Annotated in this window: 17 protein-coding genes; 12 read left to right on the top strand and 5 right to left on the bottom strand. The window is 55.4% G+C overall.

All coding sequences use genetic code 11. The features are described from left to right. Window positions 1-137 precede the first annotated feature (137 nt). Together QQM41_RS00750 and QQM41_RS00745 are read left to right on the top strand one after the other, a co-directional pair. Window positions 138-2066: a BamA/TamA family outer membrane protein gene (locus QQM41_RS00750; RefSeq protein ID WP_339077470.1), complete on the top strand. Its 1929-nt coding sequence runs from the start codon at window positions 138-140 to the stop codon at window positions 2064-2066. Continuing rightward, window positions 2066-6295 carry a translocation/assembly module TamB domain-containing protein gene (locus QQM41_RS00745; RefSeq protein ID WP_339077469.1) on the top strand — a complete coding sequence of 1410 codons (4230 nt, stop codon included), beginning with the start codon at window positions 2066-2068 and terminating at the stop codon, window positions 6293-6295. The genes QQM41_RS00750 and QQM41_RS00745 overlap by 1 nt, the downstream gene beginning before the upstream one ends. A gap of 54 nt (window positions 6296-6349) precedes the next feature. Here the strand turns inward: QQM41_RS00745 and QQM41_RS00740 are convergent, their stop codons facing one another. Continuing rightward, window positions 6350-7162, bottom strand: coding sequence for an exodeoxyribonuclease III (locus QQM41_RS00740; protein ID WP_339077468.1), 813 nt, complete (start codon window positions 7160-7162; stop codon window positions 6350-6352). A gap of 105 nt (window positions 7163-7267) precedes the next feature. Here QQM41_RS00740 and QQM41_RS00735 point away from each other — a divergent pair, with 105 nt between their 5' ends. The 6 genes from QQM41_RS00735 to QQM41_RS00710 all read left to right on the top strand — a co-directional run bounded on the left by QQM41_RS00735 (window position 7268) and on the right by QQM41_RS00710 (window position 12688). Further along, window positions 7268-8329 (top strand): dipeptidase, encoded by a 1062-nt coding sequence (locus tag QQM41_RS00735; RefSeq protein WP_339077467.1) that lies wholly within the window; start codon window positions 7268-7270, stop codon window positions 8327-8329. Between the two features lie 257 nt (window positions 8330-8586). Continuing rightward, window positions 8587-10500: an excinuclease ABC subunit UvrC gene (gene uvrC / locus QQM41_RS00730; RefSeq protein ID WP_339077466.1), complete on the top strand. Its 1914-nt coding sequence runs from the start codon at window positions 8587-8589 to the stop codon at window positions 10498-10500. 102 nt (window positions 10501-10602) lie between these two features. Beyond that, a complete protein-coding gene (gene pgsA / locus QQM41_RS00725) occupies window positions 10603-11172 on the top strand; it encodes a CDP-diacylglycerol--glycerol-3-phosphate 3-phosphatidyltransferase (protein ID WP_050819661.1) in 570 nt (189 codons plus the stop codon). Window positions 11173-11357: 185 nt separating this feature from the next. Then, window positions 11358-11885 (top strand): hypothetical protein, encoded by a 528-nt coding sequence (locus tag QQM41_RS00720; protein WP_339077465.1) that lies wholly within the window; start codon window positions 11358-11360, stop codon window positions 11883-11885. 63 nt (window positions 11886-11948) lie between these two features. Beyond that, the gene (moaD, locus tag QQM41_RS00715; RefSeq protein ID WP_050819663.1) at window positions 11949-12212 is read left to right on the top strand and encodes a molybdopterin converting factor subunit 1; all 264 of its coding nucleotides are present in this window, start codon (window positions 11949-11951) and stop codon (window positions 12210-12212) included. Between the two features lie 5 nt (window positions 12213-12217). Then, window positions 12218-12688 (top strand): molybdenum cofactor biosynthesis protein MoaE, encoded by a 471-nt coding sequence (locus QQM41_RS00710; RefSeq protein WP_339077464.1) that lies wholly within the window; start codon window positions 12218-12220, stop codon window positions 12686-12688. A gap of 12 nt (window positions 12689-12700) precedes the next feature. On the opposite strand, the gene QQM41_RS00705 is transcribed toward QQM41_RS00710, so the two are convergent. Continuing rightward, on the bottom strand, window positions 12701-13984 hold the full coding sequence (locus tag QQM41_RS00705; RefSeq protein ID WP_339077463.1) for an adenosylmethionine--8-amino-7-oxononanoate transaminase: 1284 nt from the start codon (window positions 13982-13984) through the stop codon (window positions 12701-12703). Between the two features lie 56 nt (window positions 13985-14040). Between QQM41_RS00705 and QQM41_RS00700 the strand changes: the two genes are divergently transcribed. Genes QQM41_RS00700 through bioD form a run of 3 tightly spaced genes read left to right on the top strand, consistent with a single transcriptional unit; the run spans window position 14041 to window position 17305 of the window. Then, on the top strand, window positions 14041-15222 hold the full coding sequence (locus QQM41_RS00700) for an 8-amino-7-oxononanoate synthase (protein ID WP_339077462.1): 1182 nt from the start codon (window positions 14041-14043) through the stop codon (window positions 15220-15222). Beyond that, entirely contained in the window at window positions 15222-15914 is a 693-nt protein-coding gene (locus QQM41_RS00695) for an alpha/beta hydrolase (protein WP_339077461.1), read from the top strand. The genes QQM41_RS00700 and QQM41_RS00695 overlap by 1 nt, the downstream gene beginning before the upstream one ends. Further along, entirely contained in the window at window positions 15911-17305 is a 1395-nt protein-coding gene (bioD, locus tag QQM41_RS00690) for a dethiobiotin synthase (RefSeq protein ID WP_339077460.1), read from the top strand. Before QQM41_RS00695 ends, bioD begins: the two co-directional genes overlap by 4 nt. A gap of 49 nt (window positions 17306-17354) precedes the next feature. Here the strand turns inward: bioD and lexA are convergent, their stop codons facing one another. Then, window positions 17355-18005 carry a transcriptional repressor LexA gene (lexA, locus tag QQM41_RS00685; RefSeq protein ID WP_128105205.1) on the bottom strand — a complete coding sequence of 217 codons (651 nt, stop codon included), beginning with the start codon at window positions 18003-18005 and terminating at the stop codon, window positions 17355-17357. An 86-nt stretch (window positions 18006-18091) separates the two neighbouring features. Then, entirely contained in the window at window positions 18092-19366 is a 1275-nt protein-coding gene (locus QQM41_RS00680; protein WP_339077459.1) for a molybdopterin molybdotransferase MoeA, read from the bottom strand. Window positions 19367-19435: 69 nt separating this feature from the next. On the opposite strand from QQM41_RS00680, the gene rpmG reads away from it, so the two are divergent. Then, window positions 19436-19603 carry a 50S ribosomal protein L33 gene (gene rpmG, locus QQM41_RS00675; protein ID WP_003623017.1) on the top strand — a complete coding sequence of 56 codons (168 nt, stop codon included), beginning with the start codon at window positions 19436-19438 and terminating at the stop codon, window positions 19601-19603. Between the two features lie 112 nt (window positions 19604-19715). Here rpmG and QQM41_RS00670 read toward each other — a convergent pair whose 3' ends face one another. Then, entirely contained in the window at window positions 19716-20045 is a 330-nt protein-coding gene (locus QQM41_RS00670; RefSeq protein ID WP_006115173.1) for a septum formation initiator family protein, read from the bottom strand. Window positions 20046-20099 lie beyond the last annotated feature (54 nt).

The raw sequence follows: 20099 nt of genomic DNA, 5'->3' as shown, positions 1-20099 counted from the left end.
GCCAATTTAAGCGTAACAGAAGCTGTTTTCGGCTTCGGCACCGCATTTTTGTCATGGTATGTGCATAAAAGGGTTTGTAAGCAGAACTTTGGCAAATAGGTGGCAGGCAGATTTTAGTGAGGACACGCAAGAACAACATGCTGAACAGGCTTGCTCTCACTGCGAATCGTGTTCTGGCTGGTGCCGCCTTGTGGGGTGCATCGTCCTGCCTGTCTTGGTCCTGGGCAGCAGACCCACAGCCTTACACCACCAAGCTGGTGCCTACGGGAGAGGCTGATCTGGATACGGCTATCAAAAGCTCGTCCGATCTCCAGTCTCTCCAGTCCACGCATGCGGTGGGGCCGTTTGCGTTGGCCGGGCGTGTGCGGAATGAGTATGACCGCCTGCGCACCGCGCTGGAAAGCTGCGGCTATTACGCAGGCACGGTGCATATCACCCTCAGCCGGAATGGCGGCAAGGATGCCGTGAAGATGGACGGGATGTCTCCCGCTCTTTCACAATGGATCGAATCCGTGCCATCGGGTGAGAAAATTCAGGCCGAGGTGAAGGTGGATAAAGGCCCACTGTTTCATCTGGGCACCGTCATACTGGTGGATGATAAAACTGGCAAACCGCCTGTTTTAACGGATGCTCAGAAAAAAGCCTTTGGCCTTGCGCCGGGCCAGCCTGCGGTTGCCAAAACGGTGCTGGATGGTGGCAGTAACCTAATGGACGCCCTGCGTGAAGATGGGCACGCTCTTGCCACGGTGGAAAAACCCAAAGCCTATCTGGAACCCACCACACATACGCTGAACATTACCTACCCCGTAACGCCGGGCCCGGTGCTAAATATTGGCAAGATAGACACAACCGGCCTGAAGCAGGTGCATGAAAAGTTCGTGCGCCGCCGTATGACAGTGCAGGAAGGGCAGCTTTATCAGCCCTCTAAAATTGAAAACGCGCGGCAGGATCTGGCCTCCGTTGGGGTATTTTCCAACGTAACGGTGCAGGATGCCTCCACCTACGCAGTGGATGGCACCATGCCGCTTGATTTCAGCTTTAAGGAAGCCAAGCGCCATTCCGTAGCGGCGGAAGGGGGGTATTCCACAGATTTGGGTGCCCGTGCGGGTGGATCATGGACACATTATAACCTGCTGGGCAATGCAGAGCGCCTGCGCCTTACCGCACTGATTACCGGCCTTGGCGGCTCTGCCCAGCAAGGGTTGGGGTATGATGTGTATGCAGATTTCTTCAAACCCGATTTTCTGCAACGCAACCAGAATTTGAGCGCACGTATTGAAGGGCTGCGGCAGTTGTTCTGGTCTTACCGGCAGACGGCGTTTTTGATCCGCGGTGGCATTACGCGCCCGTTGGCCAAAAACTGGAATGGCAGTTTTGGATTGATGGCCGAGCAGGAAAAAATCGAACAGTTTGATGTAACGCGTGATTACACCATTATTTCTGCCCCGCTTTCCGTCATGTTTGATAATACCGGCGTGGGTAACCCTATTGAGCCTGCAACGCACGGCGTACGCGCCAGCATGAGCATTACGCCATCTGTTTCCTTGGGTAACAAAGGCAGTGGCACCTCGTTTTTTGCCATCCTGAACGGCACGGCCTCTACCTATTTTGACCTGCACCATCTGGGTATTAGCAAGCCGGGCAACAGTGTTCTGGCTTTTCGCGGCATGGTTGGCAGTATTCAGGGCGCCAGCACGTGGGATATTCCGCCAGATCAGCGCCTGTATGCGGGGGGGAGTTCCACGGTGCGCGGCTTCCGCTGGCAGGGCGTGGGGCCACAGTATAAAAACACGCGCTATGCTATTGGTGGAACCTCTCTGGATGCCGGGAGCGCCGAGTTCCGCCAAAGGATTATAGGCAATGTGGGTATGGCCGGATTTATAGATGCCGGTCAGGTTGGCAGCAGCAGTTTGCCATTTACGGGCAAGCTGCGTGTGGGCACAGGTGGGGGCGTGCGGTATTATACGCCCATTGGTCCCATTCGGCTGGATGTTGCCGTACCCCTTAACCGCGCCCCACGTGGGGATAAGTGGGATCTGTATATCGGCCTTGGGGAGACATTCTAATGGCCGATACGCCAGAACCCATTCTGCCGCGCACACCAGATAAACCTGCCCGCCCACTCTGGCGGCGTGTGGGGCGTATTGCCCTTATAACCGGCGGTTCTCTGGTTGGTATTACCGGCCTTGCCGTGGCTGTTTTGCTGGTGGGGGCCAATACCAGCCCGGGGCGCAAGATGCTCATGCATCAGACATCCTCCCTTACGGGGGGGATGATCGGGCTTTCGGGTATGTCTGGGCGCTTTCCGGATAACTTTCGGCTGAATACGCTGGAAATTCGCGATAAGCAGGGTGCTTGGCTTACACTGCATAACGTGGCGCTTAACTGGTCACCTCTGGCTATAATCGGGCGTACAGCACGTATTTACGCTGTTACGGCAGATGAGCTGGATATTCCGCGTCTGCCAGTGTCTGATCCGGCCAAGCCCGCGACACCTTCTAAAAGCTCACCTTCTGCGCTGCATCTGGGCGTGGATATTCGCAAGCTTGCGGTGGGGCGTATTAATGTGGGGGCGGCGCTTGCGGGCTCTCCTGCCAGTTTTGCTTTGGCCGGGCGTGGCAGAATTTCGAATATTGATCCGGTTATCAATGGGCTAAGCCTGCCTTCTCTGCCGGGAGCAGATATTGCCCTGCACCTGAAAAGGCTGGATGCGGCCGGGCAGATTGATCTGGCAACCACCACAGGCAAAGGCAAACTGGGCCTGCATCTGGATGCCAGCGAGGGCACGGATGGTTTTGCCGCCACACGCCTGAAAATGCCGCAATTGGTGCCACTGGCGCTCAAGCTGGATATCAATGGCCCACCATCAGCCGCTGTGCTGGGCTTTGCTGCATCTGCCGGGGATATAAAAGCCCATGCAGATGGCGTGCTGGACCTGCTGGCCGAAAAGCTGGGCAACCTGAATGCCGGGGTGGATGCGCCAGCCATGTCCCTTTCGCCCGATCTGGCATGGGGGGGTATTCATTTAGGGGCGCAGTTGCACGGTAAAATGGCCGCACCGCTGGGCACAGCGCAGGTGCAGGTTGATCAGCTCGCCGCATCCGGGGCAGGTGTGGGCACGCTGAAAGTGCAGTTCTCGGGTGAGAACGGCAGTGCCGATATGGCCAATTTGCTGCATGTGGTGGCAACGGCAGATGGCGTGCGCCTGCCGGGTAAAGCGCCAACGCTGCTTGCCTCTGCGCCGTTGCAGCTTGATGCGCAGTTGGAGCCACAAAAACCCGGAAAACCGCTGGCCTTTACGCTTTCTCACCCTTTGTTAAATCTCTCTGGTAATGTGCAATCTGCCGCTCCGCAGCGCGGCACGGTGGCGTTAAAGCTGCCAGATTTGTTGCCGTTTGGTGAAATGGCGGGCACGCCTTTGCGCGGCAGTGCAGGCATGAACGCGCAGTTTGACCTTCCCGCAAAGCCGGAGGGAGATACACATCTTACAGCAGATGGCACGCTGGCCATTACGGGTGGACAGCCCCAGGCAGCGGGGTTGATTGGGCCGGATGGCAAATTTGCCCTTACGGCCACCATGCGGCCCTTGGCTGCGCAGGATAAACTGCCAGCGGCCAAGCAGATCGACCTGCAAAATCTGAGTGTAGATGGCCGCGCCCTGAACCTTAAAGGTGGCGGGCAGGTGAATACGGGCCGGGATATGGATCTGGCGTTTGATCTGGGTCTTACAGATCTGGCGCGGGCGTTACCTTCCCTGCGTGGGGCGCTTACGCTGGCCTTACAGGCCAAAGGCCCGATGCAGGATTTTACCGCCACCCTCCATGCGAAGGGAGACCCCGGCACCGCCACCATGCCGCGCGGCCCAATAGAGCTGGACGCCAATGTACAGCATCTGCCCACAGCGCCAGAAGGCACAGTGCAGGCACATGGCACGCTTAACCGCGCACCATTGCTATTGGATGTGGCTTTGGCCCAAAGCGCACAGGGTGACAGGCAGGTTGATATTCGCAAACTGTCATGGAACAGCGTGGCCGGGCAGGGGCAGTTGTCTCTTCCCACAGGTGAGGTGGTGCCGCTGGGCACGCTGGACCTCAAGGTGGGGCGTTTGGCAGATTTTCGTCCGCTTATCGGGCAGGCTATTTCTGGCGCGCTGGCGGCCTCTGTTAAAACCACGCAGGTGGCAGATAAACCTCAGGTTGCCCTTAAGCTGGATGGCAACGTGGCCATGCCCAGCGTAAAAATTGGCTCTCTGGCTCTGGCCGGCACGGTAAAAGACCCGGCAGCTCACCCCAATGCTGATCTTACGCTTAAACTGGGTGGTCTTTCTGCTTCTGGTGTAACCGGGCAGGCGCGCTTGAGCGCCAAGGGGCCGGATAACGCTATGGCGCTAACAGCGCAGGTGGGCCCAGCAAGCTGGTCTGGCAGCCCATTGATGCTGGATACTGCAGCCCTGTTGAACCTGCCTGCCAAGCAGGTGAAAGTGCAGCGGCTGAATGCTACCGCCAAGCAGGAAACACTGCGCCTTTTGGCGCCTGCGCTGCTCTCGTTCGGGGATACTATGGGGGTTGATCGGCTGCGGGCCACGTTGGTAACCGCTGGCAGCCAGCCTGCCACCATTGATGTTGCTGGCAAGATCAAACCCTCTTTGGCCGTTACGACGGACATTCGCAATGTAACACCCGCGCTGGCACATCCATTTGCGCCAGATTTCAAGGCATCTGGCACGGTTTCTGTTCAGGCCAAGGTGGCGGGAACGCTAAATGCCCCCCAAGGGCAGGTGAAGCTGACCGGGCGAGATTTGCGCATGGCTGGCAGTTCTGCCGCGGCTTCCATCCCGCCATTGCATGTAGATGCGGCTGCCAATCTGGCAGGCAGTTCTGCCAAAGTGCAGGTGGCAGCCGGTGCAGGCCCCAAGCTGAACATGAATGTGGCTGGCACGGCCCCGCTGAACAAAACCGGGCCGATGAACCTGCGCGTGAATGGCAATCTGGATTTAAGTATTGCCAATGGCATTCTGGGGGCACAGGCGCGGCAGGCGTTGGGGCAAGCCCAGATGGCGCTGCTGGTTGCAGGCACCATGTCCTCCCCCCGCGTAACTGGCACGGTGGATCTGCGCGATGCCGATGTGCAGGATTTTGCCCAAGGCTTCCATTTGGCCAATATCAATGGCCGCGTGGTGGGAGAGAACGATAAAGTTGTTATTCAAAACCTTACGGCAAAGGCTGGTGATGGCAGCTTGGGTGTAACCGGGTTTGTGGGTATTGGCTCCCCCGGCATGCCACTGGATATTCACTTGCAGGCCCATGATGCCCGGCCCATTTCCAGTGACCTGTTAACCGCGGTGATGAACGCGGATATTGCCGTAAAGGGGCAGGTGCAAACCCGTATGGATGTTGATGGCACGGTGGATTTGCGGCGTGTGGAAATTAACATTCCCAATTCCTTGCCATCTTCCGTAGCGCGGTTGGATGTTGTGCGGCCCGGTGATGAGCAAAAACAGGCGGAAGCAGCCAAAGCGGAAAGCGCAAAGTCTGCCGTAATAGGGTTGAACCTGAATGTCACATCACCGGGCAAGTTCTTTGTGCGCGGGCATGGCCTTGATGCAGAAATGGCCGGTAGGCTGAAAGTAGGCGGCACAACGCAGGCCCCACTTGTAAGCGGCGGGTTTGACCTCAAGCGCGGCAACTTTGATCTGGCCGGTATTTCGCTCAACTTCACCAAGGGGCGGGTGGCCTTTAATGGCTCTGGCGTTGGCCATAAACTGGACCCTACGTTGGACTTTGAAGCCGACCGTGCCGTGCAGGGCCAAACGGCCATGCTCAAGGTGGGCGGTTATGCCAGCGCACCCAAGATTACATTTGAATCCATGCCGCCCCTGCCGCAGGATCAGGTTCTGGCTATGCTGCTGTTTGGCACAGATGCGCACTCGCTTTCCTCCACGCAGATGGTGGAACTGGGCACAGCACTGGCCACACTTACAGGGCTTACGCCGTTTGACCCCATGGGCACCATCCGCAAAACCCTGCATCTGGACCGCTTGGCCATTGGCGGCGGTTCTGGCGTGGGGAATGGTGGCACCAGCGTTGAGGCCGGTAAATACGTGATGAAAGGCGTTTACGTTGGCGCCAAGCAGGCCACATCTGGTTCTGGCACGCAGGCGCAGGTGCAGGTTGACCTGACAAAGCACCTCAAGCTGAACACAACGGTGGGTACAGGCGGTACAGTCACCGGCTTTACCACCCCGGAAAACGATCCGGGCAGTAGTGTTGGGCTGTTGTGGCAGTATCGTTATTAAACAGTGAGACGAGGGTTTGAGGCGCTCGTGAAAAAGAGCGCCTCAAACCCTGCGTTAGTCTGAAAGGCTGAAATCTACCACGACCGGCACATGGTCAGAGGGGCCTTCCCAATCTCGCGCCTCACGCACAACCGTCATGCCGTGTAGGTTGGGCAGGAGGTCAGGCGTCATCCATACGTGGTCCAGACGGCGGCCGCGGTTGGATTTTTTCCAGTCCCGGTTGCGGTAAGACCACCACGTATAAAGTTTTTCGTCTGCTGGTACAAAATGGCGCATGGCGTCCACAAAGCCGGTTTGCAGCCAGCGGTTTAGGCGCTCTGTTTCCGGTGGGGTGTGGCTGACAATTTTAAGAAGCTGCTTGTGGCTCCATACATCGTGCTCAAGCGGTGCGATGTTGAAGTCTCCCACCAGCACTGTGCGGTTGAGAGGGCGTGACTGAAACCACTTGGTCACTTCCTCAACAAACGCCAGTTTGTGGGCAAACTTGGGGTTGGTTTCCGGGTCTGGCTCATCCCCACCTGCAGGAATGTAAAAATCGTGCAGTTCCACTTCGCCTTCTGGCGCACATACGGTGGCGGCCACGTGGCGGCAATCTTCCTTGCCGTACCATACTGGCGTTTGCGTGACGGGCTTTAACGGATGGCGAGAAAGAATGGCCACACCATTATAGCCTTTCATGCCCCGATAATGCAGGTGCTCAAAACCCAGAGCCTTTACGCCATCTTCGGGAAACAAAGGGTCTGGCACCTTGGTTTCCTGTAGGCACACAACATCTGGGGCAAGATGCCGCACCAGCTTTTCAAGCAGAGGCAGGCGCAGGCGGAGAGAATTGATGTTCCAAGTTACTAATCGCATGTGCCGTGGCATGACGGATTGCGGTTTGCAGGGCAAGTAAAAACAGGCGCATAAGTGGGGCAGATGGAACCCGGCTGTTCCCTTGTAATTTCATGTAACAGGGCCATTTTTTAGATTATGACAACCCAACCTTCTTCCGTATCTGCGGATGCAGTTGCGCTGCACCGTGCCTTGTTCACTCTGGATAGCCATATCGATATTCCGTGGCCTGATCGGAATGATGCGTTTGAGAATACGGCAGACAGGCGGGTAGATCTGCCAAAAATGCAGCAGGGCGGCATGTCTGCCGGGTGCTTTGTGGCATATATTGCCCAGGCAGCTATAGACCGAGAAGGGCATACACAGGCGCAGCAGCAGTGCCTGGCCATGCTGGATGCCATAGGCCGCATGCAGGGCACTCATTATGGCATAAGCGCACGTGTATGCTCCACTGTGGCGGATATGCGTGCTGCGTTTGAGGAAGGTGTGCTGGTTGTTGTTCCGGCAGTGGAAAATGGCTACGGCATGGGGGATGACCCCGCATTGCTCAAGCAGTTTCGGGCCAAAGGTGCGCGGTATGTTACCTTAACTCACAATGGTCATAACGCTCTGGCAGATGCGGCCATTCATCGCCCAAGTCTGGGGGATACACCACAGCGCCACCACGGCCTTTCCGCCCTTGGGCGTGAAGCGATTGCTGAAATGAACCGCCTTGGCATTGTAGTGGATGTATCTCACTCATCCAAACAAACCATGCTTCAGGCTGTTCAGGTTTCTGCCACCCCTGTTGTGGCCAGTCACTCCTGCGTGCGCACGCTTTGTGATCACCCGCGCAATCTGGATGATGAGCAGTTGGATGCGCTGAAGGAAAGTGGCGGTGTTATTCAGATTACGGCCATGCCCGCATTTTTGAAGCCCAAGCCGGAGGAAGGCAAACGGCAGGGTTTTGTAGCCGATCTGGTGGACCATATTGATTACGTGGTGCGCAGGCTGGGGCCAGAATACGTAGGCATTTCCTCAGATTTTGATGGTGGTGGCGCGCTGGAAGACTGGCAGAACGCCACGCAGGGCGTGAACATCACTGCCGAGTTGATGCGCCGTGGTTATGACAAAAGTGAAATTGCGGCCTTTTGGGGAGAAAACTTCCTACGCGTGTTGGAAAAGGCGGAACAGGTGGCAGAACAAAGCAGGATTGCATGAGAACAAAAAACTGCAAAAATTGTCCACTTCCTGTCTTGACATCGCGTATTTTCAACAAAAAGTTCAAAAACCGCAGGGTGTCAAAAAACCGCAACACATTAAATCTTTTGAAATCAGTAAGTTGGCGGGAATGATCAAAAACTGTGCAATCTGTTGAAAGGGCCGACTTTCTGCGGTTTATGATGAGTCAGCCCCAGCTGTTCCACAGAGTTATCCACAAAAACGGTGGATGAAATTTCCCTTTCGACCAAGAGCGTATGATGACAGCTGATTCTACCCTTTCAGACACCCTGCCTGTGGCGCAGGAACAGGCAGCCCCTGCTGTAAAAGGGGTGGAGGCCATTCGGCATGCGCTTAAAACCATGCCGCTTTCACCCGGCGTGTACCGTATGCTCGGGGCTAAGGGAGAGGTGCTGTACGTTGGTAAGGCCTTAGCGCTTAAAAAGCGGGTAACATCGTACACCCATATCAACCGCCTGCCCGAACGGCTGCGGCGCATGGTTTCCGAAACGGTGGCAATGGAAATTGTGACCACCCACACGGAAGCGGAAGCGCTGCTGCTGGAGGCCAACTACATCAAGCGCATGAAGCCGCGCTTCAACATTCTGCTGCGGGATGACAAAAGCTACCCGTGGCTGATGCTGACAGATGCACATGCGTTCCCGCAAATTGCCAAGCACCGCGGCAAGGCCGTTAAAGGGGCCAGCCTGTGGGGGCCGTTTGCTTCGGCTTGGGCTGTTAACCAGACGCTCAACCTGATCCAGCGCGTTTTTCTGCTGCGCTCCTGCACAGATGCGGTTTTTAACGCGCGCACTCGCCCATGCCTGCTTTATCAAATCAAACGCTGTTCTGGCCCATGTGTGGACCGGATAGATCAGCAATCCTATGGGCAACTGGTAGAACAGGCGCGGGATTTCCTTTCTGGCAAGGATACGGCGCTGCGCGAAACCTTGGGGCAGGAAATGAATGCCGCCGCAGAAGCGCTGGATTTTGAGCGTGCGGCCGTGCTGCGAGATCGTATTCGTGCGCTGGCACAGATGCAGGAATCCAGCGTGATCAACCCGGCATCTCTGCAGGATGCAGATGTGCTGGCATTGTGGCAGGAGGCCGGACACGCCTGTATTCAGGTGTTTTTCATTCGCGGTGGTCGCAATAATGGTAGCCGCTCATTCTTTCCGGCCCATACGCAGGATGCCGCACCCGCAGATGTGCTTTCTGCCTTTATCGCGCAGTTTTATGATGACAAGCCATGCCCGGCCCAGATTTTGGTGAATTATGAACTGCCGGAATCTTTGCTGCTGACAGAGGCGCTTTCTCTCCGGCGTGGCCGCAAGGTAGAAATTCTGACACCACAGCGGGGTGAGAAAAAGCAGGTGCTTGATCATGCGGTAACCAACGCGCGGGATGCGTTAAGCCGCAAGCTGGCAGAAACTGCAGGGCAGGCCAAATTGCTGCAAGGCGTGGCAGATGTTCTGGGGCTGGATGCGCCGCCAGAACGCATAGAAGTGTATGATAACAGCCATATTCAGGGCTCGCACGCCTATGGCGTGATGATTGTGGGTGGGCCGGAGGGCTTTAACCGCAAGGCGTATCGCAAGTTCAAGATCAAAGGCCCCGTTACACCGGGGGATGACTTTGGCATGATGCGCGAAGTGCTGGAGCGCCGCTTTGGCCGTGCTTTGAAAGAAGCGGAAGAGGGAGATACTTCCAACTGGCCCGATGTGCTGCTGATTGATGGTGGTGCCGGGCAATATTCTGCGGTGCGCAGTGTGCTGGATGATCTGGGTGTAACAGGCGTAAAGCTTGTGGGTATTGCCAAGGGGCCAGACCGTGATGCCGGGAAGGAATGGTTCTATACAGAGGACAAGGAGCCGTTCCAGCTCGATTTGCGCGACCCTGTACTGTACTATCTACAGCGACTGCGTGATGAGGCGCACCGGTTTGCCATTACCACCCATAGGTCTGGCAGATCCAAAACATTGGTGAAATCTGAACTGGATGATGTGCCCGGTATTGGGCCGGCGCGTAAAAAGCTGCTGTTGAACACATTTGGTTCAGCACGTGCGATCAAACAGGCCGGTTTGGCAGAACTGGAAGCCGCACCCGGTATCAGCCGAGAAACTGCACGGGCCATTTACGGCCATTTTCACCCAGACTGGACACCAGAATGAGCATTGGCATATGAGCATTGCACAAGAATTCTGGGTGCCTGACACCTTTGCGATAGCATAAGCCATTCCAGCAGTGCAGGAAATAGGTTACTATATTCCGCAATGCTGACAGATCTGCCGAATGTCCTGACAATTTCGCGTATTGTAGCCATACCCATAGTGGTCACTCTGGCTGCATGGGGAAGCCCGCGTACAGATGCCTTGGCGTGTCTGCTGTTCATTCTGGCGGGAATAACCGATTATTTTGATGGCAAGCTGGCGCGTTCACGCCATCAGATGTCAGATTTCGGGCGCATGTTTGATTCCATTGCAGATAAACTGCTGGTTGGGGCATGCCTGATGGTGCTGGCCGGTTTTGCGCGTCTGCCTTATCAGGGGCTATGGCCAGCCATTATTATTCTGTGCCGTGAAATTCTGGTTTCCGGTATGCGGGAATATCTGGCAGAGCGGCATGCGCGCCTGCCCGTAACCCGTTTGGCAAAATGGAAAACCGGCTTCCAGATGACAGCCATTGGCTTTTTGCTGGCGGGTGATGGAACTGGTGCTTTACTGGGTATGCCGTGGCTGCCAGTTGCGCTTATTGGTGCTGTATTACTTTGGATTTCTGCGGTGCTTACATTGATAACCGGCTGGGATTATTTAACAACCGGTTTGCGCCATGTTGAAATGTAAAAAACTTCGTTACTATTTTAGTAATACGCTGCATCTATTCCAGAAAAATAACTTCATTTTGCCGCATCGCCTTGTGTCTGGTGGATAAACCGTTATTTAGCATGAGGTGCGGTTCTAAAGGGCCGCAATCGCAGGCAGGGAATGATTCGCCTGCTATTGAAAGATGATGATTGCGGAGTCAGGGCATGCGAAAAGCCGCTCTTCTAGGTTTATGTATGATCGTGAGCGGATGTGCAGGCTTTGACAAGTTTGTATCGGATACAGCAACGCTTCCGGGCGAAAATCCCAATGCCCCATCGGGGGAAGACCTTAATATGCGGCGGATCAGGGGGCAATCTGCTGTAGATATTCCCATTCTGCCAGAAGGTGGCAATATGTGGCCCGGCCCTCCAACGCCACTGCCTACGCTGGAAGATGTTGAAAAAGACCGCGCAGGCACTGTGCTGGGTGGAGCGGCGGCGAATGGCCCGCAGCTTCCTGATGGTGAGGAAATGAGCATTGGCGAAAAAGAAGATATTCGCCACGGTGTTATTGGGGGTGGTACAGCGGGTAAGCTGCCAGATGTAGAGCCGGATGTTTCCAGCAAATACGGAGCACATCGTGGTGTAGGTGCACCCATCGAAATTCCGAATGATGACGGCACCATTACCTTGATCCAGCCAGATGGATCCGTTAGCACCATCAAGGATAATCGTTCCACCGTGCATCATTAACGCTTACGCTGTTTGAGCGTAGCGGATGAAGCGGCTGAAAACTCAAACCACGGCAGGCAGGCCATGACAGGCTCCGTAAATATTCTTTATTTTGCCGCCCTGCGTGAGCAATTGGGGCGTGAAAGCCAGCGGGTTACGCTGCCATCCAATACTATGCCTGTTGCGGCGTTGGTGCAGGAACTGCGCCAGCATGATGCAAAGCTGGATGAGGTGTTTGCCGCCACACCGCGCATTCGTGTTGCCATCAACCAAAAGTTGGGTGGGTTTGATACCTGTGTGCAAGCTGGTGATGAACTTGCGTTTTTCCCCCCCATGACAGGCGGCTGATACGCATGTCTGTTCGTGTTTTGGTGCAGCAGGCAGCTTTTGATGCAGGGGCTGAAACTGCGCGCCTTTCCAGCCTTTCTGAACAAGTTGGCGGTATGGGCCTGTTTATAGGGCAGGTGCGTGGCGGAGATGGTTTGCTGAGCCTGACGCTGGAACATTATCCGGGTATGACGGAAACAATCCTTAACCAGCTTGCGCAGGAAGCCATGCAGCGCTTCAATCTGCTTGGATGTACGCTCATACACAGGGTTGGCAGGTTAGAAGTGGGTGCGCCTATTGTGCTGGTGGGCACTGCTGCGGCACATCGGGCTGCGGCACTTTCGGCCACATCGTTCTTGATCGATCGGCTTAAAACCGGCGCGCCGTTCTGGAAAAAAGAAGAATTCGCCAACGGCCATACGGCATGGGTGGATGCGCGGGAAGAAGATGAACACGCTGCAGCAGCATGGATGCACACAGCGCCTTCATCTTCCTGATCTTACGATTTTTCAGGATAATACTTTGTAAATGGCATCTGTTAGTTTGCGTAAATCCTGTTTTTCAATGGTAAACGCGGGTGTTAGGTAAACAATATTGCGGAAGGGGCGTATCCATACGCCTTCGGCAATAAAACGCTGCCGCAATGCATCCGGGTTATTGATCTTTTCCAGTTCTACAACACCAATAGCCCCAAGTGTGCGTACATCCTTTACGCCGGGCAGGGTGCGGCAGGGTTCCAGCGCCTCAGTCAGAAACGTGTTGATATCTTTTACTTGCTGAAGGCGGGGTTCGGTTTCAAACAGATCAAGCGAGGCATTGGCGCAGGCACAGGCCAGCGGGTTGGCCATAAAGGTTGGCCCGTGCATCAGCGCGTGTTCGGGGTTATCAGAAAGGAAAGCCTCAAACACATGCCGCCGCGCCACTGTGGCAGCAAGGGCCATGGTGCCGCCCGTAAGCGCTTTGGAAAGCGTGATAATATCGGGCACAATACCAGCCTGTTCGCAGGCAAACATGGTGCCGGTGCGGCCAAAGCCGGTAAAGATTTCATCTAAAATCAGCAGCACATCGTGGTCATCCGCAGCTTTGCGCAAAGTGCGCAGTGTTTGCGGGGCATGAAACAGCATGCCGCCAGCACCCTGCACCAAAGGCTCGGTTATAATGGCGGCAAGTTCGTGCGCATGTTTGGCCAGCAGATTTAGAAATACAGCGGTGCTGGCTTCATCTACTGGCAGAGGGGAGATCACGTGCTCCATCAGGGCAGAACCGTACAGATGGTGCATGCCTTCTTCCGGGTCACAAACAGACATGGTGGCCAGTGTGTCCCCATGATAGCCACCCCGGAAGGCCAGCATTTTGGTGCGTTTGGTCTGCCCTTTGTTCAGGCGGTACTGAATGGCCATTTTCATGGCCACTTCTACGGAAACCGAGCCTGAATCCGTAAAAAACACTCGTTCCAGATCTCCCGGCAACATGGCGCATAATCTGCTGGCCAGCCGCAAAGCGGGTTCGTGCACCATGCCGCCAAACATCACATGAGGCATGGTTTCCATCTGCTGGCATACAGCCTGGCGAATATGAGGGTGATTATAGCCGTGGCAGGCTGTCCACCACGCGGCTACGCCATCTACCAGTTCCCGGCCATCGGTTAGGGTAATGCGTGTGTTGTGCGTGCATGCGGTGGCAAGTGGCGCCGGGGCTGTTTTCATCTGGCTATAAGGTAACCAGATATGGGGCAGGCCCTGCGTGTACCATTCCGGCATGGAAGATAGAGATGAGCCGGAAGCTTCTGTCATGGAATGTTCCCTGTAGATGATTGACCCGCCCTTCAGGCTGCGGCACCACATGTTACATGACGCGGTTTGATAATCTTTTCCAGAAGGGGCTGGCAGATCTGTCTGCTCAGGGGCGTTTGCGCACCTGTCAGCAATGGCAATATGCCGGGGGGGCGCTGCTCAAACGCTCAGATGGCGTTGTGGTCACAGATTTTTCGTCCAACGATTATCTGGGCCTGCGCATGCATCCCTTGTTGCGTGAGCGCGCGTGTTCTTGGGCACAGGCAGAAGGCAGCGGCAGCGGTGCTTCCCGGTTGGTAACGGGTACATCCTCGCAGGCTTGTATGCTGGAAAAACGTGTGGCGCGGCTAAAGCACATGCAGGCGGCACGTTTGTTTTCTTCCGGCTGGCAGGCCAATGCCTCTCTGGTGCCAGCTTTGGCACGGCTTTCTGTGCAGGTATGTGGGGCGCCTGCCATTATTCTGGCAGATAAGCTCATCCATGCCAGCCTGTATCATGGTTGTGCAGCGGCAGGTATACGCCCGATTCGGTTCCATCATAATGATGTGGCGCATCTTGAAAGCCTGCTTCAGAAAACCGAAGGTGCCGGCCTGCGTATTGTGCTGACAGAAAGCGTGTTCAGCATGGATGGCGATGTGGCGGATATTGCCGCGTTGCATGAGGTCGCCCAAAAATATGACGCTCTGCTATGTGTGGATGAAGCCCACGCAACCGGTATATTGGGGCCAGAAGGTGCCGGGTTGGTAAATGGGTTGGCCGATGTGGTGATAGGCACCTTCAGCAAGGCCTTGGGCAGTATGGGGGCATTTATTGCTGCCTCCGAAGGACTATGCAGATGGCTGGATAACGCAGCTTCTGGCTTTATCTATTCTACAGCGCCTTCTCCTTTGGTGTTGGGGGCTGTTGATGCAGCACTTGATTTGCTGCCGCAAATGGATGCCCAGCGCGCGCATGTTGCAGCACTTGCCGCCAGCTTTCGCCAGAAAATGCACGATGCAGGGCAGGATACAGGGCCATCCAGCACCCAGATTGTGCCCATTCTGGTAGGGCAGGAGCCACAGGCGCGCACTCTGGCCCAGAAGATGTTAGAGGCTGGTTTTCTGGCCGTAGCTATTCGTCCCCCCACGGTGCCACCAGGCGGCTGCCGTTTGCGGGTGGTTTTTCATGCCAACCATACATGGGCACAAATGGAAGCACTGGCTGATACGTTCATACGTGCCAGCAAAGGTTTGGCGTAATGGCGCGACTCTTACCCGTGTTTGTGCACGGCTGGGCATTTGGACCGGAGTTCTGGCAACCCGTGCTTGCGCAACTGAACTGGGTAGATGCAGTAACGTTGGACCTCGGTTTTTTAAAGCCAGAGGCGAGCGGTGTTACAAAAGCGATTACGCTGGATGATATATGCCAAAAACAGCAGTCCATATTGGGGATTGGCCATTCCCTTGGGTTTATGTGGCTGATGATGCAACGCAGGCAGGGCGTTTTGCCGGCAGGGAGCCGGTTTGCAGGTATCAACACGTTTGCCTGCTTTGTTAGCCGAGAAGGTTTTCCCGAAGGTGTGGCACCACGCATTGTGCAACGCATGATACGCGGCTTGGGGCGAGAACCTGCTGCGGTGGTAAATGATTTCCGCCAGCGCTGTGGAGCATCGCCTGTTTCTGCCGCACGCTGCCAGCCAGAAAAACTGGCGCATGGGCTGGATATTCTGTGCACAGAAGATGTGCGGGCAGATTTGCCGTGTGGCTCGTTAGATGTGTTGGCAGGGCAGCAGGATGAAATTGCCTCACCCAGTATGACTAAAGCCTCTTTTCCTGCTCCTGCACATATAAAATGGGTGGAAAACGGAGGGCATTTGTTGCCTCAAACGCACCCGGTCGAATGTGCCCGCTTTTTGGAAACGCTGCGCAACAGGATGGAACAACAGCCATGAAAACACCCACCCGCGCTGTGCGTATTTGCCAAAGTTTTGATGCCGCCGAAAAGTATGATCAAGCCGCCACGGTGCAACGTGTGGCAGCGCGTGAACTGTTCCAGCGCATACACACCAGCATGGATGGCAAAAAGCCCCTGCGTATTTTGGAAATTGGTTGCGGCACTGGGTTGCTAACCGAACATCTGCGCGCTTGCTGGCCTGATGCAGACATTCTGGCAACGGATTTTGCGCCAAATATGCTTGCGCGCGCGCAAAGCCGGTTAGGGGAAAGTGTTTCCTACCATCAGATGGACGCGACAACGCCAGATGTAAGCGGCCCATTTGATCTGATTTGTGGCAATCTGATTATGCAATGGTTACCAGAACCCGCAAAGGTTTTGCGCACTTTTGCAGAGCTTCTGGATCCGGATGGTGTGCTTGCGGTTTCTACGCTGCTGGATGGCACATTTGCTGAATGGCAGCAGGCCTGTGAGCAAGAAGGACAACAGGCGGCAACTCCGGTTTACCCAGAATTGGCCGCTGTGCAAAGTTGGTGCCCGCCTGCGTTTTCTGGTGGTTGGGCAGAGCAGGATATTGTGCAGGCTTTTGCAGATGGGCTGGATTTTGTAAGGCATCTGAAGGCTACAGGTGCATCTGTTCCGCGTGATGGCGCTGTGCCGTTATCTTCTACACATTTGCGCCGCGTTGCTTTGCGGTTTCAGCAAGCAGGATGCGCCATTACATGGCGTGTTGGGTATGCCTGTTTCCGTAAGCCACCACGCAAAGGCGTATTTGTAACGGGCACCGATACTGGCATTGGCAAAACACTGGTTTCCGCCTGTTTGGTGCGGCGCTGGCAGGGAGCTTATTGGAAGCCCTTGCAAAGCGGTTTGGCGGATGAGAAAGGGGATACCCCTACAGTTAAGCACCTTGCCGGAGATCCGCCTTGCTTCAAACCCGCAGGGGCTTTTCTTGCGCCCCTTTCTCCCGATGCTGCAGCGCGTGCAGAAGGTGTGCAGGTTGATCCGGCCCAACTGGCGTTACCACAAGGTGAAGCAGATAAGCCGCTGGTTGTAGAAGGCGCAGGTGGCCTGATGGTGCCTGCAACGCCAGACCTGATGATGATTGATCTGGCCCAACGCTGGGGCTTGCCCGTAGTGCTGGTGGCGCGGAGTGGGCTTGGCACGCTTAACCATACTTTGTTGAGCTTGGAAGCCTTGCGTGCCCAGCACATTGCCGTGGCTGGTGTGGTGCTAAGTGGCCCACTGAATGCAGAAAACCGTGAGACAATCGCGCAAAAAGGCAGGGTGCGTATTCTGGCAGAAGTGCCGTTTTGTGCGGAAATTACACCAGATGTGGTGTCTGAACTGGCAAAGCTTTTTCCGCAGTGGGAAGATATTTATCCATAATAGAAAAACAGATATCTGCATGGTAAGTTTTGCCCCGCAGGTATTTGCCTTAATATTGACGGATCAACCCAGCCAAGCAGCCCTGAATACGCAGCTTTTCAGCCGGAACAATACGGGTTTCGTAGCTGGAATTGGCAGGTTCTAGCGCAATCATGTTGCCCTTGCGGCGCAGGCGTTTGAGCGTAACTTCATGCTCATCAATCAGCGCCACCACAATCTGCCCATTTTCGGCTTGATCTGTGCGGCGGATAATGACGTTGTCACCATCCAGAATGCCAGCATCCACCATGGAATCTCCGGCCACTTCCAACGCGTAGTAATCACCGCTGCCCAGCATTTCGGCAGGAACCGTGAGCGCATGGGTGGTATCAGGCACGGCTTCTATGGGTAAGCCTGCGGCAATGCGTCCATAAAGCGGGATTCGTACTGTTTCGGCTTTGGGGCGTGTAAAGCTGGCACGCACCACATTGGGTGGCAGTTCCTGCATTTCTGGCAGTTGAATAACTTCCAGCGCCCGCGCCCGATGGTGATGACGGCGCAAGAACCCGCGTTCTTCCAGCCCGGAAATAAGCCGGTGAATGCCAGATTTGGAGCGCAGACCCATAGCCTCACGCATTTCATCAAAGGAAGGTGAGAAACCTGTTTGTTTGAGGTGCGAATCAATAAAAAGCAGGAGTTTGTGCTGTTTGCGCGTCAGCATATCGCACCTCAAAAAGCGGCTGTCGTAATGAAAAGAAAATCTTGCGATTGTTCTACATAAGTTCTCTTTTTATGTCAAGGGAGCGATCAGGGCAGGCGGATTATCTGGCAGGGGGTGCCTGCTTTTTGTGCCGGAGCAAAGGGGGCACGCATTACCAAAACCTGGCTTTGCTTGAGAATGTTCAGCTGCGCTGAATCCTGCCGGGAAAAAGGCGTGGCCACAGGTACAGCGCCTTGCGGGGAGGGCGCAAGTGTTGCGCGTAAAAAATCCTGCCGGGCATCGTTTTCTTTAACATCACAGCCCAGAATGGCGGGTTCTGTCTGGAGTTCATCGCCAACGGGTAGCCCCATAAGAGCGTGCAGGGCAGGTGTTACAAACACAATGGAGCACACCATAGCGGCTACGGGGTTACCGGGTAGGCCAATAATGGGCGTATTACCCAGCCGGCCAGACATCAGCGGTTTGCCGGGGCGCATGGCAATTTTCCAGAAATCCTGCTGTAGCCCGATTTCGGCCAGAGCAGGGCGCACCAGATCGTAATCTCCCACGCTTGCACCACCAATGCTCACCAGCATATCCAGCGTGGCAGCTTGGCGGAACTGGGTTGTCAGGCTTTCCATATTGTCGCGCGCAATGGGGAGCATAATGGTTTCTGCGCCCTGCTGTTGTAGGAGGGCAGCCACCATGAAAGTGGCGGAATTGAAAATGCCATCCGCCGGGGCGGGGTCTCCGGGCAGGATAATTTCATCACCCGTGGCCAGAATACCTACGCGTGGGCGGCGCGAAACCGTAAGCCACACATGCCCGCCTGCAGCAGCCAGTCCGATATCTCGTGGGCCGAGTCTGCGCCCAGCTGGCAACAATTCATCGTTTTTCTGAAAATCCTGCCCCTGCTGGCGAATATACTGTCCTTGGCGTGCCGGGGCCGTCAGCTTTGCGTGATCACCTTCACGCTGCACGTTTTCCTGAATGATAACGGTATCTGCGCCAGCGGGAATTTGCGCGCCGGTAAACAGCCGCACACATTCCCCCTTCTGCACAGTAGCAGTGCATGGGTGGCCTGCGGGGGCTTCGCCCACAATGCGCAAAACTGCGCCTTCCAGCGCATCTTCCGCTTTTGCGGCATATCCATCCATTGCGGAAACAGAAACCGGTGGGTTGGCCGTGCGGGCATGAACGGGCTGGGCCAGCACGCGGCCACATGCCTGCGAAAGCGGCACAATTTCCTGCCCGCATGTTTTTAGGTTTTCAAGAATTCGGGCGCGCGCAACAGCCACATCCAGCATAAAAATTCCTCCTTTTTTGGCCTGTTGCACCGCTTTGATGCAAGAATACTTGACCTTTTGCACTTGTATGCGCATTTTGCCGGCACTTGAACACCGTCGGTGCCGTTTATGCGGCTCCGTACATCATGCTCTGCTGAGGAAGTCATGGCCAAGACCAACGTTATCAAGATCCGTCTCGTCTCCACGGCGGACACCGGTTACTTCTACGTGACCAAGAAAAATGCTCGTGCGCACACCGGTAAAATGGAACTGAAGAAGTACGATCCGGTTGCTCGCAAGCACGTCGTGTTCCGCGAAGCCAAGATCAAATAATCTGCATTCTTCGGAATGTGGATGAAAAAAACGGCGCTTTCGGGCGCCGTTTTTTTATGCCTGATTGTGCCGGAAGAATACGTCATCCGGCACAGATATTAAGGGAAGGGGGTTAAAACAGCGGGTCTCGCCTATCGTAGGGCACAACAATATCATTCCGGTCTGCCATGTTCAGCATGGCGCGGGCGCGTTCATCCAGAATATCTGTATCCAGGGATTGTTCACGCAGGCCGTTTACGCGGCGGTGCCAAGCGGCCTGCTCGGCAATGGCATCCTGTTTGGATTGTTTGGCCTGTTCCAGCAGCCCCAATTGCTGCTTGTAAGCCTGAATACCGTGATCACCCTGCGTTGCGTTCCAGCCAAAATAGCCTGCAATGCCAAGAAAAACCAAAGGGGGCACAACCGCCCGCACTGTGCGACGAATGAAACGACCGATCTGCACTCTGGCGCTGCCTTTTTTCTGGTTCTGTGCAGTTTAGCCTGCACCTCTGGGTCT

This window comes from Acetobacter sp. AC2005 (assembly GCF_037901235.1).
In the GTDB taxonomy this organism is placed as follows: domain Bacteria; phylum Pseudomonadota; class Alphaproteobacteria; order Acetobacterales; family Acetobacteraceae; genus Acetobacter; species Acetobacter oryzoeni.
Note: the sequence above shows the minus strand (reverse complement) of the source record. Positions and strands in the feature narration are given on the sequence as shown.

Coding starts and splice junctions, on each gene's coding strand:
- QQM41_RS00750 (WP_339077470.1), top strand. CDS start 138: ATGCTGAACAGGCTTGCTCTCACTGCGAATCGTGTTCTGGCTGGTGCC.
- QQM41_RS00745 (WP_339077469.1), top strand. CDS start 2,066: ATGGCCGATACGCCAGAACCCATTCTGCCGCGCACACCAGATAAACCT.
- QQM41_RS00740 (WP_339077468.1), bottom strand. CDS start 7,162: ATGCCACGGCACATGCGATTAGTAACTTGGAACATCAATTCTCTCCGC.
- QQM41_RS00735 (WP_339077467.1), top strand. CDS start 7,268: ATGACAACCCAACCTTCTTCCGTATCTGCGGATGCAGTTGCGCTGCAC.
- uvrC (WP_339077466.1), top strand. CDS start 8,587: ATGATGACAGCTGATTCTACCCTTTCAGACACCCTGCCTGTGGCGCAG.
- pgsA (WP_050819661.1), top strand. CDS start 10,603: ATGCTGACAGATCTGCCGAATGTCCTGACAATTTCGCGTATTGTAGCC.
- QQM41_RS00720 (WP_339077465.1), top strand. CDS start 11,358: ATGCGAAAAGCCGCTCTTCTAGGTTTATGTATGATCGTGAGCGGATGT.
- moaD (WP_050819663.1), top strand. CDS start 11,949: ATGACAGGCTCCGTAAATATTCTTTATTTTGCCGCCCTGCGTGAGCAA.
- QQM41_RS00710 (WP_339077464.1), top strand. CDS start 12,218: ATGTCTGTTCGTGTTTTGGTGCAGCAGGCAGCTTTTGATGCAGGGGCT.
- QQM41_RS00705 (WP_339077463.1), bottom strand. CDS start 13,984: ATGACAGAAGCTTCCGGCTCATCTCTATCTTCCATGCCGGAATGGTAC.
- QQM41_RS00700 (WP_339077462.1), top strand. CDS start 14,041: ATGACGCGGTTTGATAATCTTTTCCAGAAGGGGCTGGCAGATCTGTCT.
- QQM41_RS00695 (WP_339077461.1), top strand. CDS start 15,222: ATGGCGCGACTCTTACCCGTGTTTGTGCACGGCTGGGCATTTGGACCG.
- bioD (WP_339077460.1), top strand. CDS start 15,911: ATGAAAACACCCACCCGCGCTGTGCGTATTTGCCAAAGTTTTGATGCC.
- lexA (WP_128105205.1), bottom strand. CDS start 18,005: ATGCTGACGCGCAAACAGCACAAACTCCTGCTTTTTATTGATTCGCAC.
- QQM41_RS00680 (WP_339077459.1), bottom strand. CDS start 19,366: ATGCGCATACAAGTGCAAAAGGTCAAGTATTCTTGCATCAAAGCGGTG.
- rpmG (WP_003623017.1), top strand. CDS start 19,436: ATGGCCAAGACCAACGTTATCAAGATCCGTCTCGTCTCCACGGCGGAC.